Source organism: Cryobacterium sp. (assembly GCF_026786305.1).
In the GTDB taxonomy this organism is placed as follows: Bacteria; Actinomycetota; Actinomycetes; order Actinomycetales; family Microbacteriaceae; genus Cryobacterium.
Genome location: NZ_JAJAYI010000096.1, coordinates 70,813 through 87,165 on the forward strand (window position 1 = coordinate 70,813; position 16,353 = coordinate 87,165).

Sequence of the window (16,353 nt, forward strand, 5' to 3'; positions counted from 1 at the left end):
GTTATGCGTTTGAGTCGCTCGGCCCGAGGCCTGCTCGCGGCGATCACGGCCGTGGTGTTGGCCCTGATCTACCTGCCGCTGCTCGTGGTGTTCGTGAACTCGTTCAGCACCAGCCAGAACCTCACCTGGCCGCCACCGGGCTTCACCCTCGGATGGTGGGCGAAGGCGTTCCAGAGCGACGGAGCCCTCGACGCGGTGCTAACCAGCCTGCAGGTGGCGCTCGCGTCGACGGCGGTGGCGCTCGTTCTCGGCACCCTCATCTCGCTCGGGCTGCAACGCTTCGAATTCTTCGGGCGGGATGCCATCAGCCTGCTGGTCATTCTGCCGATCGCGTTGCCCGGCATTGTGACCGGCATCGCCCTGAACAACGCCTTTCGCACCGGTCTCGGCGTGCAGCTGTCGATTCTGACACTCATCATCGCCCACGCGACGTTCTGCATCGTGACCGTGTTCAACAACGTGATCGCCCGGCTGCGGCGGCTCGGTACGAGTCTCGAAGATGCCTCCTCCGACCTCGGCGCCGGCATCTGGACAACGTTTCGCCTGGTGACCTTTCCGCAATTGCGGTCGGCGCTGTTCGCCGGCGGCCTGCTCGCCTTCGCCCTGAGCTTCGACGAGATCATCGTGACGACGTTCACGGCTGGGTCGAGCGTGAAGACGCTGCCGCTGTGGATTCTGGACAACCTGTTCCGGCCCAACCAGGCGCCGGTCGTCAACGTCATCGCCGTTGTGCTTGTGCTCGTCTCGATCATTCCCATCTACTTCGCGCAGCGCATCGCCGGCGCAGAAAAAGTCGTGCGCTAGCTTTTCGTAACTGCGGTAGTGCCCAGGCGTGGGATCGGGTTAGGGTTTTTCGGTGGGCAGACAGGACGGCAGCGGGCGGCAGATCTCGGCGGATGACGTCGATGACCGTTCGGCGACCGTGCTGCACGTCGACCTCGACGCATTCTTCGTGTCGGTCGAGTTGCTGTCCCACCCCGAATTCGTCGACCAGCCGGTGATCGTCGGCCACCGTGGTGGCCGTTCGGTTGTGACGGCGGCCAACTACATCGCCCGGCGCTACGGCGTGAACTCAGCCATGCCGATGGCACTCGCGCTGAGGCAGTGCCCGAACGCGATCGTGCTCGAGCCACACATGGGGCTGTATCGCGACTTTTCTGCGCGGGTCATGAGCATCTTCGACGACGTCACTCCGCTCGTCGAACGGCTCGGCATCGACGAGGCCTTCCTTGACGTGGCTGGCGCGACGCATCTGTTTGGTTCACCGGCCGTGATCGGGGAGCTCATTCGCGCACGGGTGTTCGCCGAAACCGGGCTGGTCTGCTCGGTCGGCGCGGCGTCCACCAAGTTCATCGCCAAACTTGCCTCGGGCCTGGCCAAACCCAACGGTCTGCTCGTCGTTCCGGCCGAGGAGACGATCGCGTTTCTGCATCCGCTGCCCGTGACCGCCCTCTGGGGCGTGGGAGCGGCCACCGAGCAGGCGCTGACCCGCCTGGGCTTGAAGCTCATCGGCGATATTGCGCACACCCCGCTCATGGTGTTGCAGAAGACGCTGGGGGAGGCATCCGGTCAGAAGCTGCTGGAGCTGTCGTGGGGGCGTGACCCGCGCGCGGTGACCCTCGAGCGCCAGGAGAAGAGCGTTGGCCACGAGGTGACCTTTGAACACGATGTGACCGATATCGACCAGCTGCGCAGCGAATTGTTGCGGCAATGCGACCTCGTGGCCGCGCGGCTGCGGCGGAGCGATCTCGTGGCGCGTCGCGTGGCCCTCAAACTGCGTTACACCGACTTCAGTACGGTCACCCGGTCGCGCACTCTCGCCGAACCCAGCAACGTTGGCCGCCGAATTTACGAGGAAGCGGTCGTCGCCTTCGACCTGCTGGCCGCCTCGGGCATTCGCGTGCGCCTGATCGGGGTGCGCGCCGAGCAACTCGGGACGGCGTCGGGATCGGTGGGACTGTGGGATCCGGACGAAGACTGGCGGAGTGCCGAGCTGGCGGTTGATTCCGTGACCGAACGATTCGGGGCGGGAACCGTGCGGCCGGCCTCGTTCTTCAAGCCCTGGGCGCGCTAACCTGTTGGAATGACCAGCCTCCCGGAAAAACTCGCAGAAACGTTTCGTGCCGCCGGTGTGAAATCGGCCTACGGTGACCCCGTGCAAATCGACGGCGTCACCCTCGTTCCCGTGGCGCTTGCCTACTACGGCTTCGGTGGCGGCGACGCCGGTGAAGATGGTGCCGGTTCGGGCGGTGGCGGCGGCGGAGTGACCGTGCCGATCGGTGCGTACGTGAAGTCTGGCGGAACCGCCCGCTTCGAGCCCAACGTCATCGCGCTGCTCGCCGTCGGCGTACCGTTCCTGATCGTGGCCGGTCGCGCCCTCGCGCGAGTGATCCGAGCCCTCAAGAAGTAGCTCTTCTCTGCACCGGGCCCTTCGCTGTTTCCGGGCCCGGCCCGGAACGTGGGCCCATGAGAGAACCTGGGCCCGCCTTCCTAAGGTGGGCCCAGACGAGTACGGCGCGGCCTGCGCTCGCGCCGGATGCGCAGCGGCCAGCGCGGGCGGCGCGCGAAACGACGCCGCAACCAGTGCGGCACGCGCGGCCGCAACCAGGCCGGCCAGTGCCACGGGCCGTTCACGGGCAAGCCCTGCGCGATTCGACGGCGCCGCAGAATGAACCGGCGCATGAGCACAAGATACAGGGCCGCCAACACGAGCAAAATACCGACGCTCATAGTGTGCTCCCCATTCCGTCAGTCTAGGCGGGGCACTAGTATTGAAGCGATCACGGGAGTCCGGTATACCGGGCTGAGAGGAAGCTGCATAGGCTTCGACCGTCGAACCTGATCTGGATCATGCCAGCGCAGGGAGGCTTCTCAATCCCGTGCCCTGTATTCACCTACGGAAAGGGCACGAACAGTGCACGCTACAACCACACATCTGGGCCAGCCCACGTCTGAGCGCACGCCGCGCAACTTTCGCTGGCGCGTCGTCGACATCGTCGTCGCGAGCGTCATCGGCGTCGCGAGCGGTGTCATCTTCTGGGCCTGGGGCCTCGCCTGGTCGCCGCTCAGCGCGATCCTCGCGTTCACGCCCGGACTGGAAGGCCTGCTGGCCGGCGGCTGGCTGTTTGCCGGAGTGCTCGGCGGCCTCATCATTCGCAAGCCCGGCGCAGCGCTCTACACCGAGGTCATCGCGGCCGTTGTGTCGATGCTGATCGGCACCCAGTGGGGGTTCTCCACACTCATCTGGGGCATCGTGGAGGGTCTCGGCGCGGAGATCGTGCTGGCCCTGTTCCTGTACGCCAACTGGCGCCTGGGCGTAGCCCTGCTCGCGGGCGCCGGAGCGGGCGTGGCCGTTGGACTGCTCGACACGACCTTCACGAGCTATGCGGCGCTGGACTTTGGCTACAAGGCCGTCTATTTCGTATCCGCTGTGGTGTCGGGCACCGTTCTGGCCGGGTTGCTGTCCTGGCTCACCGTGCGCGGCCTGGCCCGCACCGGCGCACTCGGCCGGTTCGCCTCCGGGCGGGAAGGTTCGCCAGCGCCCTCCAACGCGCTCAGCTAGCGGATGCCTCCCCCCTCTTCGTTCACGCCCGCTCGCCGCCCGCAGATCCGAGCCGTGCAGATCCGCGCCCGCAACTGGGGCTGGCGCCACGCCGGGCGCCATAACCAGGCGGTATCGAGGCTCGACCTGCAGATTGAGCCCGGCGAGCGGGTACTGCTGCTCGGGGCCAGCGGTGCCGGAAAGAGCACCCTGGTACACGCGCTGGCCGGGGTGCTCGGCGACGCTGAAGACGGGGACGAGACGGGTTGTCTACTCGTTGACGGGCGACGCGCCGCCGAGGCACGTGGGCGGGTCGGTTTGGTGCTGCAAGACCCGGATTCTCAGGTTGTGCTCGCCCGGGTCGGAGACGACGTGGCGTTCGGCTGCGAGAACCTCGCCGTACCGCGTGCCGAGATCTGGCCGCGCGTGCGACGCGCCTTGGCCGAGGTGGGCCTGAACCTGCCGCTCGACCATCCCACCTCGGGCCTGAGCGGCGGCCAGAAACAGCGCCTGGCCCTCGCCGGCGTGCTCGCTATGCAGCCGGGGCTGCTGCTGCTCGACGAACCAACGGCCAACCTCGACCCGGGCGGCGTCATCGATGTGCGCGACGCCGTCGTGCGTTCCCTCGACCACTCCGGGGCAACGTTTGTGGTCATCGAGCACCGAGTCGAGGTCTGGCAAGACGTCGTGGATCGCGTCATCGTGCTCGATCCGGCTGGCGGCGTACTGGCTGACGGTGCGACCCGCGAAATCCTGTCCAGCCAGGGTGAACGCTTGGCGCAGGCCGGTGTCTGGGTGCCGGCGCTGCCGCCACGGTTTCCGACGCGCCACCCGATCAGTCATCGGCAGGCGCTGCTCTCGGCCGAGGCGCTCGCGGTCGGCCGTGTTCCGTTCGGCCGGCGCACGGCATCCGTTGTCGCCGAGGGCATCACCCTCGACGTGTGCGCCGGCACGGCCACCGTCGTGACCGGGCCAAACGGAGCCGGCAAATCCACCCTCGCTCTGACGCTGGCGGGGTTGCTCGCCCCGGCCGGGGGAACACTGCGCGCGAGCGACAGCTTTGCGGCGGGCATCAAACCCGCGCCGCACCGGTGGCGTTCGAAGCAGTTGCTCACCCGAATTGGAACCGTCTTTCAGGACCCGGAACACCAATTCCTGGCCGCTAGCGTGCGCGACGACCTGCTCATCGGCCCGCGCGCCCTCGGTCTGAGTGTCGCGGAGCAGAACATCCGCGTCGATGAGCTGATGCACCGGCTGCGACTGGATCATCTCGCCGACGCCAACCCGTTCACCCTGTCGGGTGGGGAGAAACGACGGATGTCCGTAGCCACCGTGCTCGCAACCCGCCCCCGCCTGCTCGTGCTCGACGAGCCGACCTTCGGACAGGATTCCCGCACCTGGCAGGAACTCGTGACTTTTCTGGCCGAGCTCCTCGACGAGGGAACCGCCCTCGTCGCGGTGACCCACGACGCCCAGTTCGTCAGCGCCCTCGCCGACGAGGAATACCGACTCGGCACGCCCGACCCGATCAGGCTCGAGGCGGGAGCACTGTGAGCCTCCTGACCCCGACGATCCGCCCGAGCGTCGTCGGCCGCCTCAACCCGGTGGCCAAGCTCGCCGTTGCCCTCATCGTGAGTTGCGCGCTGCTGCTCTCGATCGACTGGGTGTCGGCGGGCGTCGCCCTGCTGCTCGAGGCCGTGCTACTGCTCTGGTGCGGCCTGAGCGCCCGACAGTTCTGGCTGCGCACCGCACCGGTCTGGATCGCCGCACCGATGGCATCGATCACAACGATCCTGTACGGCGAAGACTCCGGCACCTTGCTCTGGCAATTCGGATTCATCAGTGTCACCGAAGGTTCAGTCCAGCTGGGTCTGGCTATCGGGCTGCGGGTGCTCGCCATCGGCCTGCCTGGCATCGTGCTACTTGCCACGACCGATCCGACCGACCTCGCCGACGGCCTCGCCCAGGTGCTCCGCCTGCCGAGTAGGTTCGTGCTCGGCGGCCTGGCCGGGCTGCGGCTCGTGGGCATGTTCATCGAAGACTGGCATTCGCTCACCCTCGCACGACGAGCCCGAGGGGTCGGCGATGGTGGCGGGGTGCGCGGTGCCACGCGGCGGTTCTTTGGCCCGGCCTTCTCCCTGCTCGTGATCTCGGTGCGTCGAGGCAGCAAACTCGCCACGGCCATGGAAGCGCGTGGCTTCGGCAGCGAGGAACCGCGCACCTGGGCCCGGCCGTCCCGGGTTCGAGCGGCCGATGCCGTTCTCGTCGGCATCGGATTCTTGATTGCCGGCACTGCCATCGGCGTCGCAGTGTGGGCCGAGACCTGGAGATTCATTCTTGCCTAATAGCAACCTGCAGCAGCGAGTCGTGCCGAACCCCGATGCAGGGCCAGCACCACACGTCACGGTCCTGCTGACACCCGTGCTGCAGGAGGTAGTTGCTGCCGGACCGAATGCGGTGGTACTCATCGACGGCCCGAGCGGTGCCGGCAAGAGTACGCTTGCTGACGAGCTCGTCGCCACCTGGCCGGGCCCGCAGCGCCCGACGCTGGTGCGCCTCGACGACATCTACCCGGGCTGGCAGGGGTTGGATGCCGCCATCGAGCAGGTGCACGCCCGGCTGCTGGTGCCGCGTCACGCCGGCCAACCCGGGCAGTGGCAGCGCTACGACTGGGCCCGCGGGGAGTCGGCCGAGTGGAACCGGGTCGAGCCGGAGCGTCCGCTCATCGTGGAAGGCTGCGGCGCGCTGGCTTCCGCCCATGAGGCCGTGAGTGATGTGCGCGTGTGGATCGACGCCGACGACACGCTCCGCAAACGCCGTGCCCTCGACCGGGATGGCGAAATGTATCGACCGCACTGGGACGAATGGCAGGAGCAGTGGAAGGCCTATGTCGTGCGGGAGACCCCCCGCCGATGGGCAACCATTCTCCTCACCGCGTGACCGAGCTGGACGCTATCACCTGGAGGGTCACGAAAGGTTGACGCTTTAGCACCGCAATTCATACCACACAGGGCAAAGGTCAGTGCTTTGTTAATCTTGTTCTGAACCAGTAGATCGACCACCCTGCGCCTATGACGAGTGCCAATATTCCTAGGACCAAATTCTTGCCCAAGAATCCAGCGGCGGCGACCAGTATGAACAAAGCAATACTGATAATCCAGATCCATACATTTTCCTGTTTCATTAGACGGCACCTTTTATTGACGCAGCAGCTGAAAATCTAAAATACCACCGCTAAGGCGCTAATCAAACCCACAATCAGAATCGGATTGAAAAATCTAGAGCGTCATTCTCGGCCGATTGTCGTGGTCATTGCGATCACCGTAAGAAAGAGGGTCGCGAGTCCCACGAATGCCACTACTTCCAGAGCACGCGTCAATTGCACCAGCGCTGTCCGTAATCCCCGTGGCAGCCAAGTCTTGTTGGGTCCAAGCTCCCCGTGGCTGGGTTATACCAGCGTGTCCCGGCCGAATCACTTTCGTCCGATAAACCCTAACTGGAGAGTTGCTATCCCTAATACAAACAGGATAATTCCAAATGCGCTCAGAACATTAAGATTTGTCTCGCGTCTTCGATGTCTCTGTCCAATCAAAAACATCACGGTTCCCGCAAGCATCACTACAAATCCAATACTTGAAAGTCCCAGATTCATGAGCACGTCCCATCGTAGAAGTCGAGCGCGTAGTAGTACTTCGACCCGCCCGCGAATCGTGTGCTGACCGCGTCGCCGTCGCCATCAGGCCTTTGGAGTATTATTCTTTGCCCTTCTCCGGGCCTGGACAAGTTGAACCGAATAGAGCAGAGTACTAATACCCCCGATGATCGCGATGACGTAACCGTAGCGGATGTTTCCAGCGTCCGATGATGTGATGCCGATAAATAGGCCCAAGAGTGACATGGCCGCAGACACCGCCACGGACAAGATCTTCCAAATCATCCTCATCCTCCTACAAAGTTCGGTTTAGGGCCACGCGCTATCCCCCCTACTGTCCGACGCATTCATGGGTTCGCATCCGGCGGCGGTGAGTAGGTGGTCGGTGCCGGTGGATCGGGCTTCACCGTGTGAGGAGTAGGAGATCGCGCTCATCAAATTTGCCATCCGTCCCGAATAAATTGTCACCACTTTGACGGTCGGTTTCGGATGATTATCACCGCAGCCAGTAAGACCACCGCAGCCCCGAGCACGAGTGACCAGTCGGCCCCCGGCTGCTGAAACCCGCGAATCCTGCGCAGGAGGGATGAAATGAAAACTGCAAAGACGACACCACCGAGGGCAATGAAATAGAAGAACAGTTGCCTCCGAGGCATGCTTCACCTTCTCCTGCCCCTAGGGGCATAGGTTGCTGATCAGTAGCGCAGGCGCCCCCGCGGCAAAAGCCACTACCCCTGCTGCTCCGAAGATTCCGGCCGCGAGACTGGCCCCTCCCGTAAAGGCGGTAGCGACCCCTCCGGCAACGAGTCCCATACCACCCGCTACATACGCGATGTTCCCAAAGACGGCCCCGCGGCCAGAGCATTGTCAGCGCAGGCTAGCCCGGACGGATCTTTGGCGTTGATGGGGTAGCAGCCGGCGTAGGCGTAGGGGTTGGCTTCTTGTCCGGAGGGGTCGTATTGGGTGAATCGGCCGATGCTGGGGTCGTAGTAGCGGGCTCCGAGTTTGTAGAGTCCTGATCCGGTGTCGTCGTAGCCGCTGATGTAGCGGAGATGGTTGGTGGTCAGGGCGCTTCCGGTGCTGACGGCTCGGGTTTCTCCGTAGGGGCTGTCGGAGTAGCCGCCGAGATACACGCCGGTTCTGTCGAACACGCCCACGACCGAGCCGAGGCTGTCCTGGGCGTAATAGTATCGGGACCCGCCGCTGAGCCGGGTGCTGAGGGCTTGCCCATCCGGGGTGCGGGTGAAGGCCCGGCTGGGGCCACCCACGTTCTCACCAATCAGTTCCAGTGGAAAGTTCTGGAATGTGCCGGAACTGCTGCGTTGGCCCGGCATTCTTCTGAGACTCACGATGCAAGATCCCTAGCCCATAAGACTTGCAAGTACAGGCACCGTCGCGACAACCAAGCACACCAGCAAGAGCACTCGCCACCGTTCCGGTCTGCGCCCCTTTTTCTTAGGAAATTGCTTCGATAAGTCGACGCCAAGAAATACGATGAGGACGAATAGGATAAGGGGGCCGAGGCTGGCTATGATCTCCGTGACGGTCATCCGTTACCCGGCCTACAGGCCTCGGCCGCACTCGACAGTCAGCGCGACCGCAACAGCTGTGGACAAGACAAAGATCATGTTGCGTCGTTGCATCACACGCCGATCGATGGCGAGCACGGAAGAGCTCGGTGGCCCCACTATGGCGCAATAAATACCAAGAAGCCAGATCCGGTTCTGGAGTCAGTGAGACGAACGCGAGTCGGCCGAGTGGAACCGGGTCGAGCCGGAGGGTCCGCTCATCGTGGAAGGCTGCGGCGCGCTGGCTTCCGCCCATGAGGCCATGAGTGATGTGAGCGTCTGGATCGACGCCGACGACACGCTGCGTAAACGTCGTGCCCTCGACCGGGACGGCGAAATGTATCGACCGCACTGGGACGAATGGCAGGAGCAGTGGAAGGCCTATGTCGTGCGGGAGACCCCCAGACAGTGGACAACCATTCACCTGGGGGCCGATCCGGCGCTTACTTGACGACCAGCGTGACGGCCGGGCTGGTAGAGGGTTTCGAGTTGAAACCACCGGAGTATTCTGCGGTCACTCGATGTGGACCAGGGGCGAGTAGGGGTAGCAGGATAGAGGGTTTGGTACCCCCGATCACGAACGACTTGGTGCCGACCGCTCGACCATCGACCTTGAACGTGACTTCGGCCAATGGGACTTCTGGCGCAATGGGAACCGTGGTGACCACGGTGGCCGTGGCCCTGACCCGCTGGGTCGAAAGCGCGACGCTGCTGCTGAGGTTCACGCGCGTCGTCGTGTTCACGCCGGTCGACGTGATCTTGACCGTCGTGCGCCACTCGGACGCGATGGTGCGCTCGGGAGTCGTTAACGAGCCTGGCGAGGTTCGGTCGGCCGACACCCGGACCAGCACATCTTCACCGTCGTAGAACAGCGCGCCGAGGTCGGTCGGAATGACGAAGCTCAGTGACGAACCGTTCGACGATACCGTCGCCGAGCCGACGAACGCGGAATCGGCGCGCAGATCGCTGCTGGTGAGACTGACGAAGGAGACAACGGTTTCTGACCCGCTCGGAACCGGCCACGTTCCCGGCGCACCGATCACACGAAAGCGCAGTCCAGCCTGCACGGTGGTCCCCGCACTTTCATCAGCATCGTAGAGACGAGTGACGGTCGCGGCCACGAGCGTCCGGTCGGCGTTGCTCACCCGAACAGTCGGGGGGGCACCGGCTGTCGCCGTGAACGACCATTCCGCACGCCCATACGTCGACTCGACCGAGCCAGAGTTGCAGACCAAGTAGTAGGGTGCCCCAGAAGACATGCTCACTGATCCGGCCGCAAACGTGAGGGAGCGTGTTCCGGATGCTGACCACTGTGCCGGTGTCCAGGTGCGTCGGGCGAGTGAGCTTCCGTCTGCACGGAAACTGCAGGTGACGTTCGCGGGGGGCATCTGTGCCACCGAGATTTCAATCTTCGTAGTCGTCGGCCCGACGGGAATCTGGCGCTGGGCCGAGTCACCGGACCTGGTGGACAGCTGCCGCACAAAACCGGTGTTGGCCGTGAAATCAGGGTTGGACGTCACAGCGCTGTGCGCGCTGCTCGGCGGAGGCGCAGCCGAGGCCACGCCAGCAGTGCCAGCGAGAGACGCGACGACGAGTGCGGCGGTGCTCGCAGCAACGACGAGCGATCGCAGCCGTGGTGGGCGAGACGCTCCTGCGGGTACTGAGAAGTGCGAGAGCATCAGTGATCTCCAATTTGTTTGCCGACATCGCGGCAGCCGGGATACTGCCCGCAGACGGAGCCATCGTGGCCCGTCAGCGCGGGTTCGTCAATGTGCCGCGGCCCTATTGCGTTCCGCACCTGCCGTGAAAAGGCGTGGGAGAGGACTAGGTTTGTTGGCATGACAAGTGCAGACCAGACCGGGGCCGACTCGGCAAACGAGACATATATTGCCGAGTTCATTGACGGACCCCTGGAGGGTCAGATCGATTCCCGGGTGCTCGTGGGCGGAAAACACGCGCCCCGCATTAGTATGGTGGCGGCCGTCGCCGGTCTGGAATCAGTCTTCTGGTACGACGAGGTAGACCAACGAGACATGAACGGGCAACGCCGCGTGCGCTACGCCTTCGACCAGGGTGAGAGCGACCCGATCGACACCGAGGTCGAGCCGCTGTAGTCGGAGTTACTGCCTGAACAGGGCTGTGATCATGACAATCGGATGCAACAGTCGCCAGCCCGGGCCAGGGTCGGCGATGCCCCCGTCAAGTTTCAGTGCGGCCGAGAGCTTCTCGCCAGTGACGGTGAGCTGCACCTGGCCGACGTTTGCGCCCTTGCGGGCCGTGGTGAAACTCTTCAGTGTCACCGTCGCGGCCTCCGGGGCGGCGGCCTGCCAACCATAACGAGTGCGCGACACTCCGACAACGGCCGTAGCCTCATCACCCCACGCTGATTTAAAGGTCGCGTAGGCATCGCCGGCAGCGAGCACCGGAAGCGGGCCGACCCCGGCCCGCGCGCTTGCCATGAGGGCGGTCAGGTCGGCCGTGAGCGCGTCGTAGGTCGGTTCACCGATAAAGGCGCCAGAGAACGTGAAGCTCGAGGCGCCGTCACTGACCTCCGCGGTGAACAGAAAACAGATACCGGCGGCATCCGTGTAACTGCGCGAAATGCCCGTGACGCCTTCCTCCGGCAGATACGAGGTGGTGTTCTCGACGCCACGACGGTCTGCCAAAGCGGATGCGGGACTGCTCAGCATCGCAGACACGACCGGGTTGGTCGCGGCGAGGCCCGCGAGGTGAGCCAGGTCCGTTGCAGTGCCGGCGCTCGCATCGTGGAGCCCGGTGGCGTCAACGACAGCGGTGCCGGTCAGCCCGTTGTCGGCCAGCCAGGCGTTGGCGGCGACAACGTAGGCGTCGACCGAGCCAAACGCCCAACGGGCCACACTGTCGGCGTGATTGTTGCTCGACCCGAGCAATAGCGCCTGCAACAGCTCCAGCTCAGTCCACTGCTCGTCGGCAAAGACCGCAACCGAGCGGGCACCGACCTTGTCATAGTCGAGATAGCTCTGAAAATCGGCCGCAGTGAGGGTGACAATCGGGCCGGTCTCGCCCGCCACAATTGGTTTCGCATCGAGGACAACGAGTGCGGTCACGACCTTGGCAATGGATGCCATCGGCAGCGCCTCGGCGGTGCCAGCCACCGCGATCGGCGCCGGAACCGCGGTGCTGGTTGAATCCGTGCTGGCTGAAGACGAGCCGGTCGTGCCGTTTGAGGTCGTGCCGGAAGCATCGCTCGTCGTGACAGCGAGTACGGCGATGGCGCTCGCGCCATGTGCCGAGAGCGCCGGGGGAGTGGGTGCGGCGGCACTCGCGGCGGGAGTGACCGTCGTGGTGGTGACGGCAGGCAGGGGCCCCAGCAATGTCGCGGGGCCGTACACGCCGATTCCGAGAATCACCACGGTTCCGACCAGGATGCCGACGAAACGGCCGGGACGGAAGGAACTCATGCTCCAAGGCTAGACCGCTCGAGGTCAGCTCCAGCCGAGTTCGTGCAGCCTGTCGTCATCAATGCCGTAGAAATGGGCGATTTCATGAACCAGGGTGATGTGAATTTCATCGTGCAGGTCGTCGAGACTAGTACAGATGGCCAGTAGCGGCTCCCGATACAGCACAATGCGATCGGGCATCTCGCCAAAGCCGTATTGACCGCGCTCGGTGAGTGCGACGCCGTCATACAGGCCCAGAATATCGAGGGTGCCGTCGTCGGGACGGTCTTCGACCACGAAGATCACATTGTCGAGCCCGTCGACCATGTCATCGGGCAGCAGATCCAGCTCGCCCACGACGAGTCGCTCAAATTCGGATGCGTCCAGGTCTAACATCGCGGCCTACTCTCGACGACCCGACGGCGGCCGGAGCCGGACACGCGGACTGTCATTGGGGTGAGTAACGGGGATTGAACCCGCGACCTCCTGGACCACAACCAGGCGCTCTGCCAACTGAGCTATACCCACCATGCATCCCCGCGTCTACAATGCGGGGCAACTTGGCAATCCTATTACACCTCGGAGGTGAATAAGTGCACGACTTCCGCGGCGTGCGACTTGGCTTCGTCGCTGGTCGGCCCGGGGTCCGCCACGAAGACGGTCTGTCGGTAGTACGCGAGCTCGCGGATCGACTCGAGAATGTCGGCCAGGGCACGGTGTCCACCGTCTTTGGCCGGAGCGTTGAAGTATACCCGTGGGTACCAGCGTCGGGCGAGCTCTTTGATCGATGACACGTCGACGTTGCGGTAGTGCAGCTGGTTGTCGAGGCGCGGCATGTAGCGGGTGAGGAAGGCACGATCGGTGCCAATGGAGTTGCCGGCGAGCGGGGCTTTCTGCTCGGCTGGAATGAACTTCAGTACGTATTCGAGAGCCTGAAACTCTGCCTCGGCGGCGCTGACGCCGTTCGGGATCTCGGTGATCAGACCCGAGGACGTGTGCATATTGCGTACGAATTCGCCCATATTCTCGAGGGCCGAGTCGTTGGGCTTAATGATGATGTCCAGGCCGGGATCGAGCACATTGAGATCGTAGTCGGTGATGACGACAGCGATCTCGACGAGCTCGTCGCGGTCCAGGTCGAGCCCGGTCATTTCGCAGTCGATCCAGACCAGGCGGTCGGGACTCTTCGACGTCGCGGAGATCGTGGGGGCGGTCGTGGGAGCGGTCGTCGGTGCTGTACCAGTCGTGCTGTTCGTCATACGTTGAGTCTACCGGTGGCCTCCCACACGGCCTGTAAACTTGAGGGAGACCATTTTCAACGCACGACCTGTGAGGCTTTGATGGAATTCACACTGTATTCTTCGGCATTCTGCGAACCGTGCATGCAGACGCGAGCGGTCCTCTCCGAGGCGAAACGGTTAGTCCCCGGCGCGACGGTGCGCGAAATCGACGTTGCCGGCGAACCCGAGCAGGCCGAGGCGCTGCTCATCCGCAACACCCCAACGGTCATCATTACCAACGGTGCCGGCACCGAAGTGTTTCGTGCGGCCGGCGTTCCCACTTTAACGCAGGTGCTCGTCGCCGCCGCCAAAGCGCTCTGAACCGGGGTTTACGACAGAGCCACGTCGTCAGCGGCACCCAGCGCAGCCCGGTTCTTCAGCGACATGATGTCGCCGTAGTACTCGATGACGAAGGACCGGGCCAACCGTCCGGCGGTTGGTCCGTCGCCCGCCGAGATCGCGCCCAGGATCTCGCGATCGTGGGCCAGAGACAGTTCCATCTTGGCCTGGGAGTTGGGCGCACGATCGAGTTCCTCGGCGACCATGTCGATGAGGGCGCCGCGGGCCGCCTCGCCGCAGATCTGAATGAGTTGATTGTGGCTGGCCTCCCACACACTCACGTGAAAGGCGACATCCGCTCGGCTAAACGCGATCGGTCCGTGCTTCACTTCAGCCCGCATCGCGTCAACGGCGGCACGCATCGTCTGCAGCTGGTCCTCGGTGCGGTGCTGCGCGGCCAGGGTGCAGGCGGCGCCCTCCAACATGATGCGAAACTCCACAAGCTCTTCCAGGGCGATGGTTTCCAGGCGCACGAGACGGTTGACGGTTTTGGTCAGGATGGCCGGCGAGGCTTGCAGAACTTCGGGTCCGCGCGGATCTCCAGGGCGCGAGCGTACCAGTCCGGTGCTCTCGAGAACGCGCAAGGCCTCACGAATGGTCGACCGGCTCACCTCGAAAGTCAGCATCAGTTCGCGCTCGCTCGGCAGGCGATCGCCGGGGCGCAGTTCCCGCGTGCTGATGGCGCCTTCGATCTGCTCGACGACGCGTTCGTAGGCTTTCACGGTTTTGACGGCGGTAAATGCGGCTTTGTGGGTCATCTGCACTTCCTCGAGGTTGCGACCCAGTGTCAATATCGGGGTCGATCTTGACGATCTGAGATCTGCATGTAAAGCTGACATTGGTACAGAGTGTACTGGTCTGACCATATATTTCATCGGTGTGGACAGTACATTTCCGCAGTATTTCTCACACACTTTCTGACAGCATTTCTGGCCGATCTTCGTCGGGCCAGCCGAACCAGAGGGGCACGTTCCTATGAGGGCACGCACCCGGCGAAGAATGATCGCCAGCTTCGCCACGGTCATGGTTGCATCCATGGCCCTGGTCGGCTGTTCCACCGGGTCAACAAACGTCGAGGGAGAACCCGACACCTCGTTGACCGTGGGCCTGCTGGCTACTCCCGGCAACCTCGACTACACCACGACCGCCGGTGCCGCGATCCCGCAGGCGCTCCTCTACAACGTCTACGAGGGGCTGGTGAAACTCGACAACGACGGTACGGTCATTCCCCTGCTCGCCAAGTCGTGGACGGTCAGCGACGACGGGCTGGTCTACGACTTTCAACTCAACGCGGGCGTGACCTTCTCCGACGGGTCACCGTTCACCGCCGACAGCGTCAAGTTCAGTCTCGAACGTGTCAAGGATAACTGGACCGCCAACGGTCCCGCCTACCTCGACCCGATTGCCGCTATCGAGGCCGTCAGTGACACCGAGGCTCGCATTACCCTGTCGAAGCCGAGCAACAGCTGGCTGTTCAACATGAGCGGTCCGGTCGGCACCATGTTCACCGAATCCGGTATCGCCGACCTCGCCACCGCTGCGGTCGGTACCGGACCGTATACGGTCAGCTCCTTCAAAACCGGAGAAAGCCTCGTTCTCTCAGCCAACGCCGACTACTGGGGCGAGGCCCCGTATATGACGGATGTGACGCTGCGCTACTTCACCGATGCGACCGCGCAGACCAACGCCCTGCTCAGCGGCGATATCAACCTCATCTCGGGTATCTCGCAGTTCCAGCTTGTCGACCAGTTCAAGTCCAACGCCGACTTCCAGGTGCTGGAGGGCGCCAGCACCGGTGAGGTCACCTTGTCGATGAACAACGCCAGCGATGCGTTCAGCGACGTTCGTGTGCGGCAGGCCGTCATGTACGCGATCGACCGTCAGGCCGTGATGGACACGGCGAACAGCGGCTACGGTCTGCTGATCGGCTCCATGGTGGCGCCGACCGACCCCTGGTACGACGCCAGCCTGGCCGATCTCTACCCGCACGACCCCGACAAGGCCACCGAGCTTCTCGACGCGGCCGGCGTCAGCGACCTGACCGTGTCGTTCAAAATACCCAACCTTCCCTACGCCGTGGCCGGCGCTCAGGTCGTCAAGGACCAGTTATCCAAGGTGGGCATCACCGCCAACGTGACGGCCCTCGAATTTCCAGCTGTCTGGCTCGATGAGGTCTTCTCCAACCACGACTACGACATGTCGCTCATCATGCACAGCGAGCCGCGCGACGTGACGGCTTTCGCCGCGCCCACCTACTACGCGGGTTACGACTCTCCCGAGGTGATGGCGACGTTCGCTGAAGCGGATGCCGCCGACCCGACCGCTTACATCGAACTGATGAAGGAGGCCACGACCACCATGGCCGATGAAGCCGCCGCCGATTGGCTCTACCTTCAGCCGGCCATCTCCCTTGCCGACGCCGACCTGCTCGGCGTTCCCAAGAACACCCCGAGCCTCGCGCTGGATCTGTCGACCATCGCACGATAGGGAAGTCGGAGCCGGCGCGCGTACGGTTGTTGTTGTTCAAGCGGTTGGCGCGCCAGTGTCGAGCGTC

18 protein-coding genes, 1 tRNA gene and 1 riboswitch are annotated in these 16,353 nt (G+C 63.8%); of the genes, 11 read left to right on the forward strand and 8 right to left on the reverse strand.

Translation table 11 applies throughout. The features are described 5' to 3' along the window. Positions 1-3 precede the first annotated feature (3 nt). Genes LH475_RS12500 through LH475_RS12510 form a run of 3 tightly spaced genes read left to right on the forward strand, consistent with a single transcriptional unit; the run spans position 4 to position 2,410 of the window. Positions 4-804: an ABC transporter permease gene (locus LH475_RS12500; RefSeq protein WP_196842715.1), complete on the forward strand. Its 801-nt coding sequence runs from the start codon at positions 4-6 to the stop codon at positions 802-804. A gap of 52 nt (positions 805-856) precedes the next feature. Next, the gene (dinB, locus tag LH475_RS12505; protein WP_196842716.1) at positions 857-2,074 is read left to right on the forward strand and encodes a DNA polymerase IV; all 1,218 of its coding nucleotides are present in this window, start codon (positions 857-859) and stop codon (positions 2,072-2,074) included. 9 nt (positions 2,075-2,083) lie between these two features. Then, positions 2,084-2,410, forward strand: a complete 327-nt coding sequence (locus tag LH475_RS12510; protein WP_297414353.1) for a hypothetical protein — start codon at positions 2,084-2,086, stop codon at positions 2,408-2,410. A gap of 80 nt (positions 2,411-2,490) precedes the next feature. Here the strand turns inward: LH475_RS12510 and LH475_RS12515 are convergent, their stop codons facing one another. Further along, positions 2,491-2,730 carry a hypothetical protein gene (locus tag LH475_RS12515; RefSeq protein ID WP_196842718.1) on the reverse strand — a complete coding sequence of 80 codons (240 nt, stop codon included), beginning with the start codon at positions 2,728-2,730 and terminating at the stop codon, positions 2,491-2,493. 42 nt (positions 2,731-2,772) lie between these two features. Then, a riboswitch (TPP riboswitch) is annotated at positions 2,773-2,882 on the forward strand. Between the two features lie 32 nt (positions 2,883-2,914). Here LH475_RS12515 and LH475_RS12520 point away from each other — a divergent pair. The 4 genes from LH475_RS12520 to LH475_RS12535 are packed head-to-tail and all read left to right on the forward strand — an operon-like array spanning position 2,915 to position 6,481. Further along, a complete protein-coding gene (locus LH475_RS12520; RefSeq protein WP_297414355.1) occupies positions 2,915-3,562 on the forward strand; it encodes an ECF transporter S component in 648 nt (215 codons plus the stop codon). Between the two features lie 54 nt (positions 3,563-3,616). Further along, positions 3,617-5,095 (forward strand): ATP-binding cassette domain-containing protein, encoded by a 1,479-nt coding sequence (locus LH475_RS12525; RefSeq protein WP_297414357.1) that lies wholly within the window; start codon positions 3,617-3,619, stop codon positions 5,093-5,095. After that, a complete protein-coding gene (locus LH475_RS12530) occupies positions 5,092-5,886 on the forward strand; it encodes an energy-coupling factor transporter transmembrane component T (protein WP_196842721.1) in 795 nt (264 codons plus the stop codon). Before LH475_RS12525 ends, LH475_RS12530 begins: the two co-directional genes overlap by 4 nt. Next, positions 5,879-6,481: an AAA family ATPase gene (locus LH475_RS12535; protein ID WP_297414359.1), complete on the forward strand. Its 603-nt coding sequence runs from the start codon at positions 5,879-5,881 to the stop codon at positions 6,479-6,481. Before LH475_RS12530 ends, LH475_RS12535 begins: the two co-directional genes overlap by 8 nt. A 1,533-nt stretch (positions 6,482-8,014) precedes the next feature. Here LH475_RS12535 and LH475_RS12540 read toward each other — a convergent pair. Continuing rightward, complete coding sequence (locus LH475_RS12540) at positions 8,015-8,542, reverse strand: RHS repeat-associated core domain-containing protein (protein ID WP_297414361.1); 528 nt, start codon at positions 8,540-8,542, stop codon at positions 8,015-8,017. A 481-nt stretch (positions 8,543-9,023) separates the two neighbouring features. Between LH475_RS12540 and LH475_RS12545 the strand changes: the two genes are divergently transcribed. Beyond that, positions 9,024-9,212, forward strand: coding sequence for a hypothetical protein (locus tag LH475_RS12545; protein WP_196842723.1), 189 nt, complete (start codon positions 9,024-9,026; stop codon positions 9,210-9,212). Here LH475_RS12545 and LH475_RS12550 read toward each other — a convergent pair. Beyond that, positions 9,205-9,906 carry an Ig-like domain-containing protein gene (locus LH475_RS12550; protein ID WP_196842724.1) on the reverse strand — a complete coding sequence of 234 codons (702 nt, stop codon included), beginning with the start codon at positions 9,904-9,906 and terminating at the stop codon, positions 9,205-9,207. The two genes, LH475_RS12545 and LH475_RS12550, sit on opposite strands and share 8 nt — an antisense overlap. A 693-nt stretch (positions 9,907-10,599) precedes the next feature. On the opposite strand from LH475_RS12550, the gene LH475_RS12555 reads away from it, so the two are divergent. Next, complete coding sequence (locus tag LH475_RS12555) at positions 10,600-10,875, forward strand: hypothetical protein (RefSeq protein ID WP_196842725.1); 276 nt, start codon at positions 10,600-10,602, stop codon at positions 10,873-10,875. Between the two features lie 6 nt (positions 10,876-10,881). Here the strand turns inward: LH475_RS12555 and LH475_RS12560 are convergent, their stop codons facing one another. From LH475_RS12560 to orn, 4 genes are all read right to left on the reverse strand, one after another. After that, on the reverse strand, positions 10,882-12,201 hold the full coding sequence (locus LH475_RS12560; RefSeq protein ID WP_196842726.1) for a hypothetical protein: 1,320 nt from the start codon (positions 12,199-12,201) through the stop codon (positions 10,882-10,884). Positions 12,202-12,225: 24 nt separating this feature from the next. Continuing rightward, the gene (locus tag LH475_RS12565; RefSeq protein ID WP_196842727.1) at positions 12,226-12,576 is read right to left on the reverse strand and encodes a metallopeptidase family protein; all 351 of its coding nucleotides are present in this window, start codon (positions 12,574-12,576) and stop codon (positions 12,226-12,228) included. Positions 12,577-12,632: 56 nt separating this feature from the next. Then, positions 12,633-12,708, reverse strand: a tRNA-His gene (locus tag LH475_RS12570). Positions 12,709-12,752: 44 nt separating this feature from the next. Beyond that, complete coding sequence (gene orn, locus LH475_RS12575; RefSeq protein ID WP_297414366.1) at positions 12,753-13,439, reverse strand: oligoribonuclease; 687 nt, start codon at positions 13,437-13,439, stop codon at positions 12,753-12,755. A gap of 123 nt (positions 13,440-13,562) precedes the next feature. Between orn and LH475_RS12580 the strand changes: the two genes are divergently transcribed. Continuing rightward, positions 13,563-13,781 carry a thioredoxin gene (locus tag LH475_RS12580; protein WP_297414368.1) on the forward strand — a complete coding sequence of 73 codons (219 nt, stop codon included), beginning with the start codon at positions 13,563-13,565 and terminating at the stop codon, positions 13,779-13,781. An 8-nt stretch (positions 13,782-13,789) separates the two neighbouring features. On the opposite strand, the gene LH475_RS12585 is transcribed toward LH475_RS12580, so the two are convergent. Further along, positions 13,790-14,557, reverse strand: coding sequence for a FadR/GntR family transcriptional regulator (locus LH475_RS12585; RefSeq protein ID WP_297414370.1), 768 nt, complete (start codon positions 14,555-14,557; stop codon positions 13,790-13,792). A 217-nt stretch (positions 14,558-14,774) separates the two neighbouring features. On the opposite strand from LH475_RS12585, the gene LH475_RS12590 reads away from it, so the two are divergent. Beyond that, the gene (locus LH475_RS12590) at positions 14,775-16,286 is read left to right on the forward strand and encodes an ABC transporter substrate-binding protein (RefSeq protein ID WP_297414372.1); all 1,512 of its coding nucleotides are present in this window, start codon (positions 14,775-14,777) and stop codon (positions 16,284-16,286) included. Positions 16,287-16,353 lie beyond the last annotated feature (67 nt).

What these genes read in the sequence shown, in the direction of transcription:
- LH475_RS12500 (WP_196842715.1), top strand. Translation starts at nt 4, where the DNA reads ATGCGTTTGAGTCGCTCGGCCCGAGGCCTGCTCGCGGCGATCACGGCC.
- LH475_RS12510 (WP_297414353.1), top strand. Translation starts at nt 2,084, where the DNA reads ATGACCAGCCTCCCGGAAAAACTCGCAGAAACGTTTCGTGCCGCCGGT.
- LH475_RS12515 (WP_196842718.1), bottom strand. Translation starts at nt 2,730, where the DNA reads ATGAGCGTCGGTATTTTGCTCGTGTTGGCGGCCCTGTATCTTGTGCTC.
- LH475_RS12545 (WP_196842723.1), top strand. Translation starts at nt 9,024, where the DNA reads ATGAGTGATGTGAGCGTCTGGATCGACGCCGACGACACGCTGCGTAAA.
- LH475_RS12555 (WP_196842725.1), top strand. Translation starts at nt 10,600, where the DNA reads ATGACAAGTGCAGACCAGACCGGGGCCGACTCGGCAAACGAGACATAT.
- LH475_RS12560 (WP_196842726.1), bottom strand. Translation starts at nt 12,201, where the DNA reads ATGAGTTCCTTCCGTCCCGGCCGTTTCGTCGGCATCCTGGTCGGAACC.
- LH475_RS12565 (WP_196842727.1), bottom strand. Translation starts at nt 12,576, where the DNA reads ATGTTAGACCTGGACGCATCCGAATTTGAGCGACTCGTCGTGGGCGAG.
- orn (WP_297414366.1), bottom strand. Translation starts at nt 13,439, where the DNA reads ATGACGAACAGCACGACTGGTACAGCACCGACGACCGCTCCCACGACC.
- LH475_RS12580 (WP_297414368.1), top strand. Translation starts at nt 13,563, where the DNA reads ATGCAGACGCGAGCGGTCCTCTCCGAGGCGAAACGGTTAGTCCCCGGC.
- LH475_RS12585 (WP_297414370.1), bottom strand. Translation starts at nt 14,557, where the DNA reads ATGACCCACAAAGCCGCATTTACCGCCGTCAAAACCGTGAAAGCCTAC.
- LH475_RS12590 (WP_297414372.1), top strand. Translation starts at nt 14,775, where the DNA reads ATGAGGGCACGCACCCGGCGAAGAATGATCGCCAGCTTCGCCACGGTC.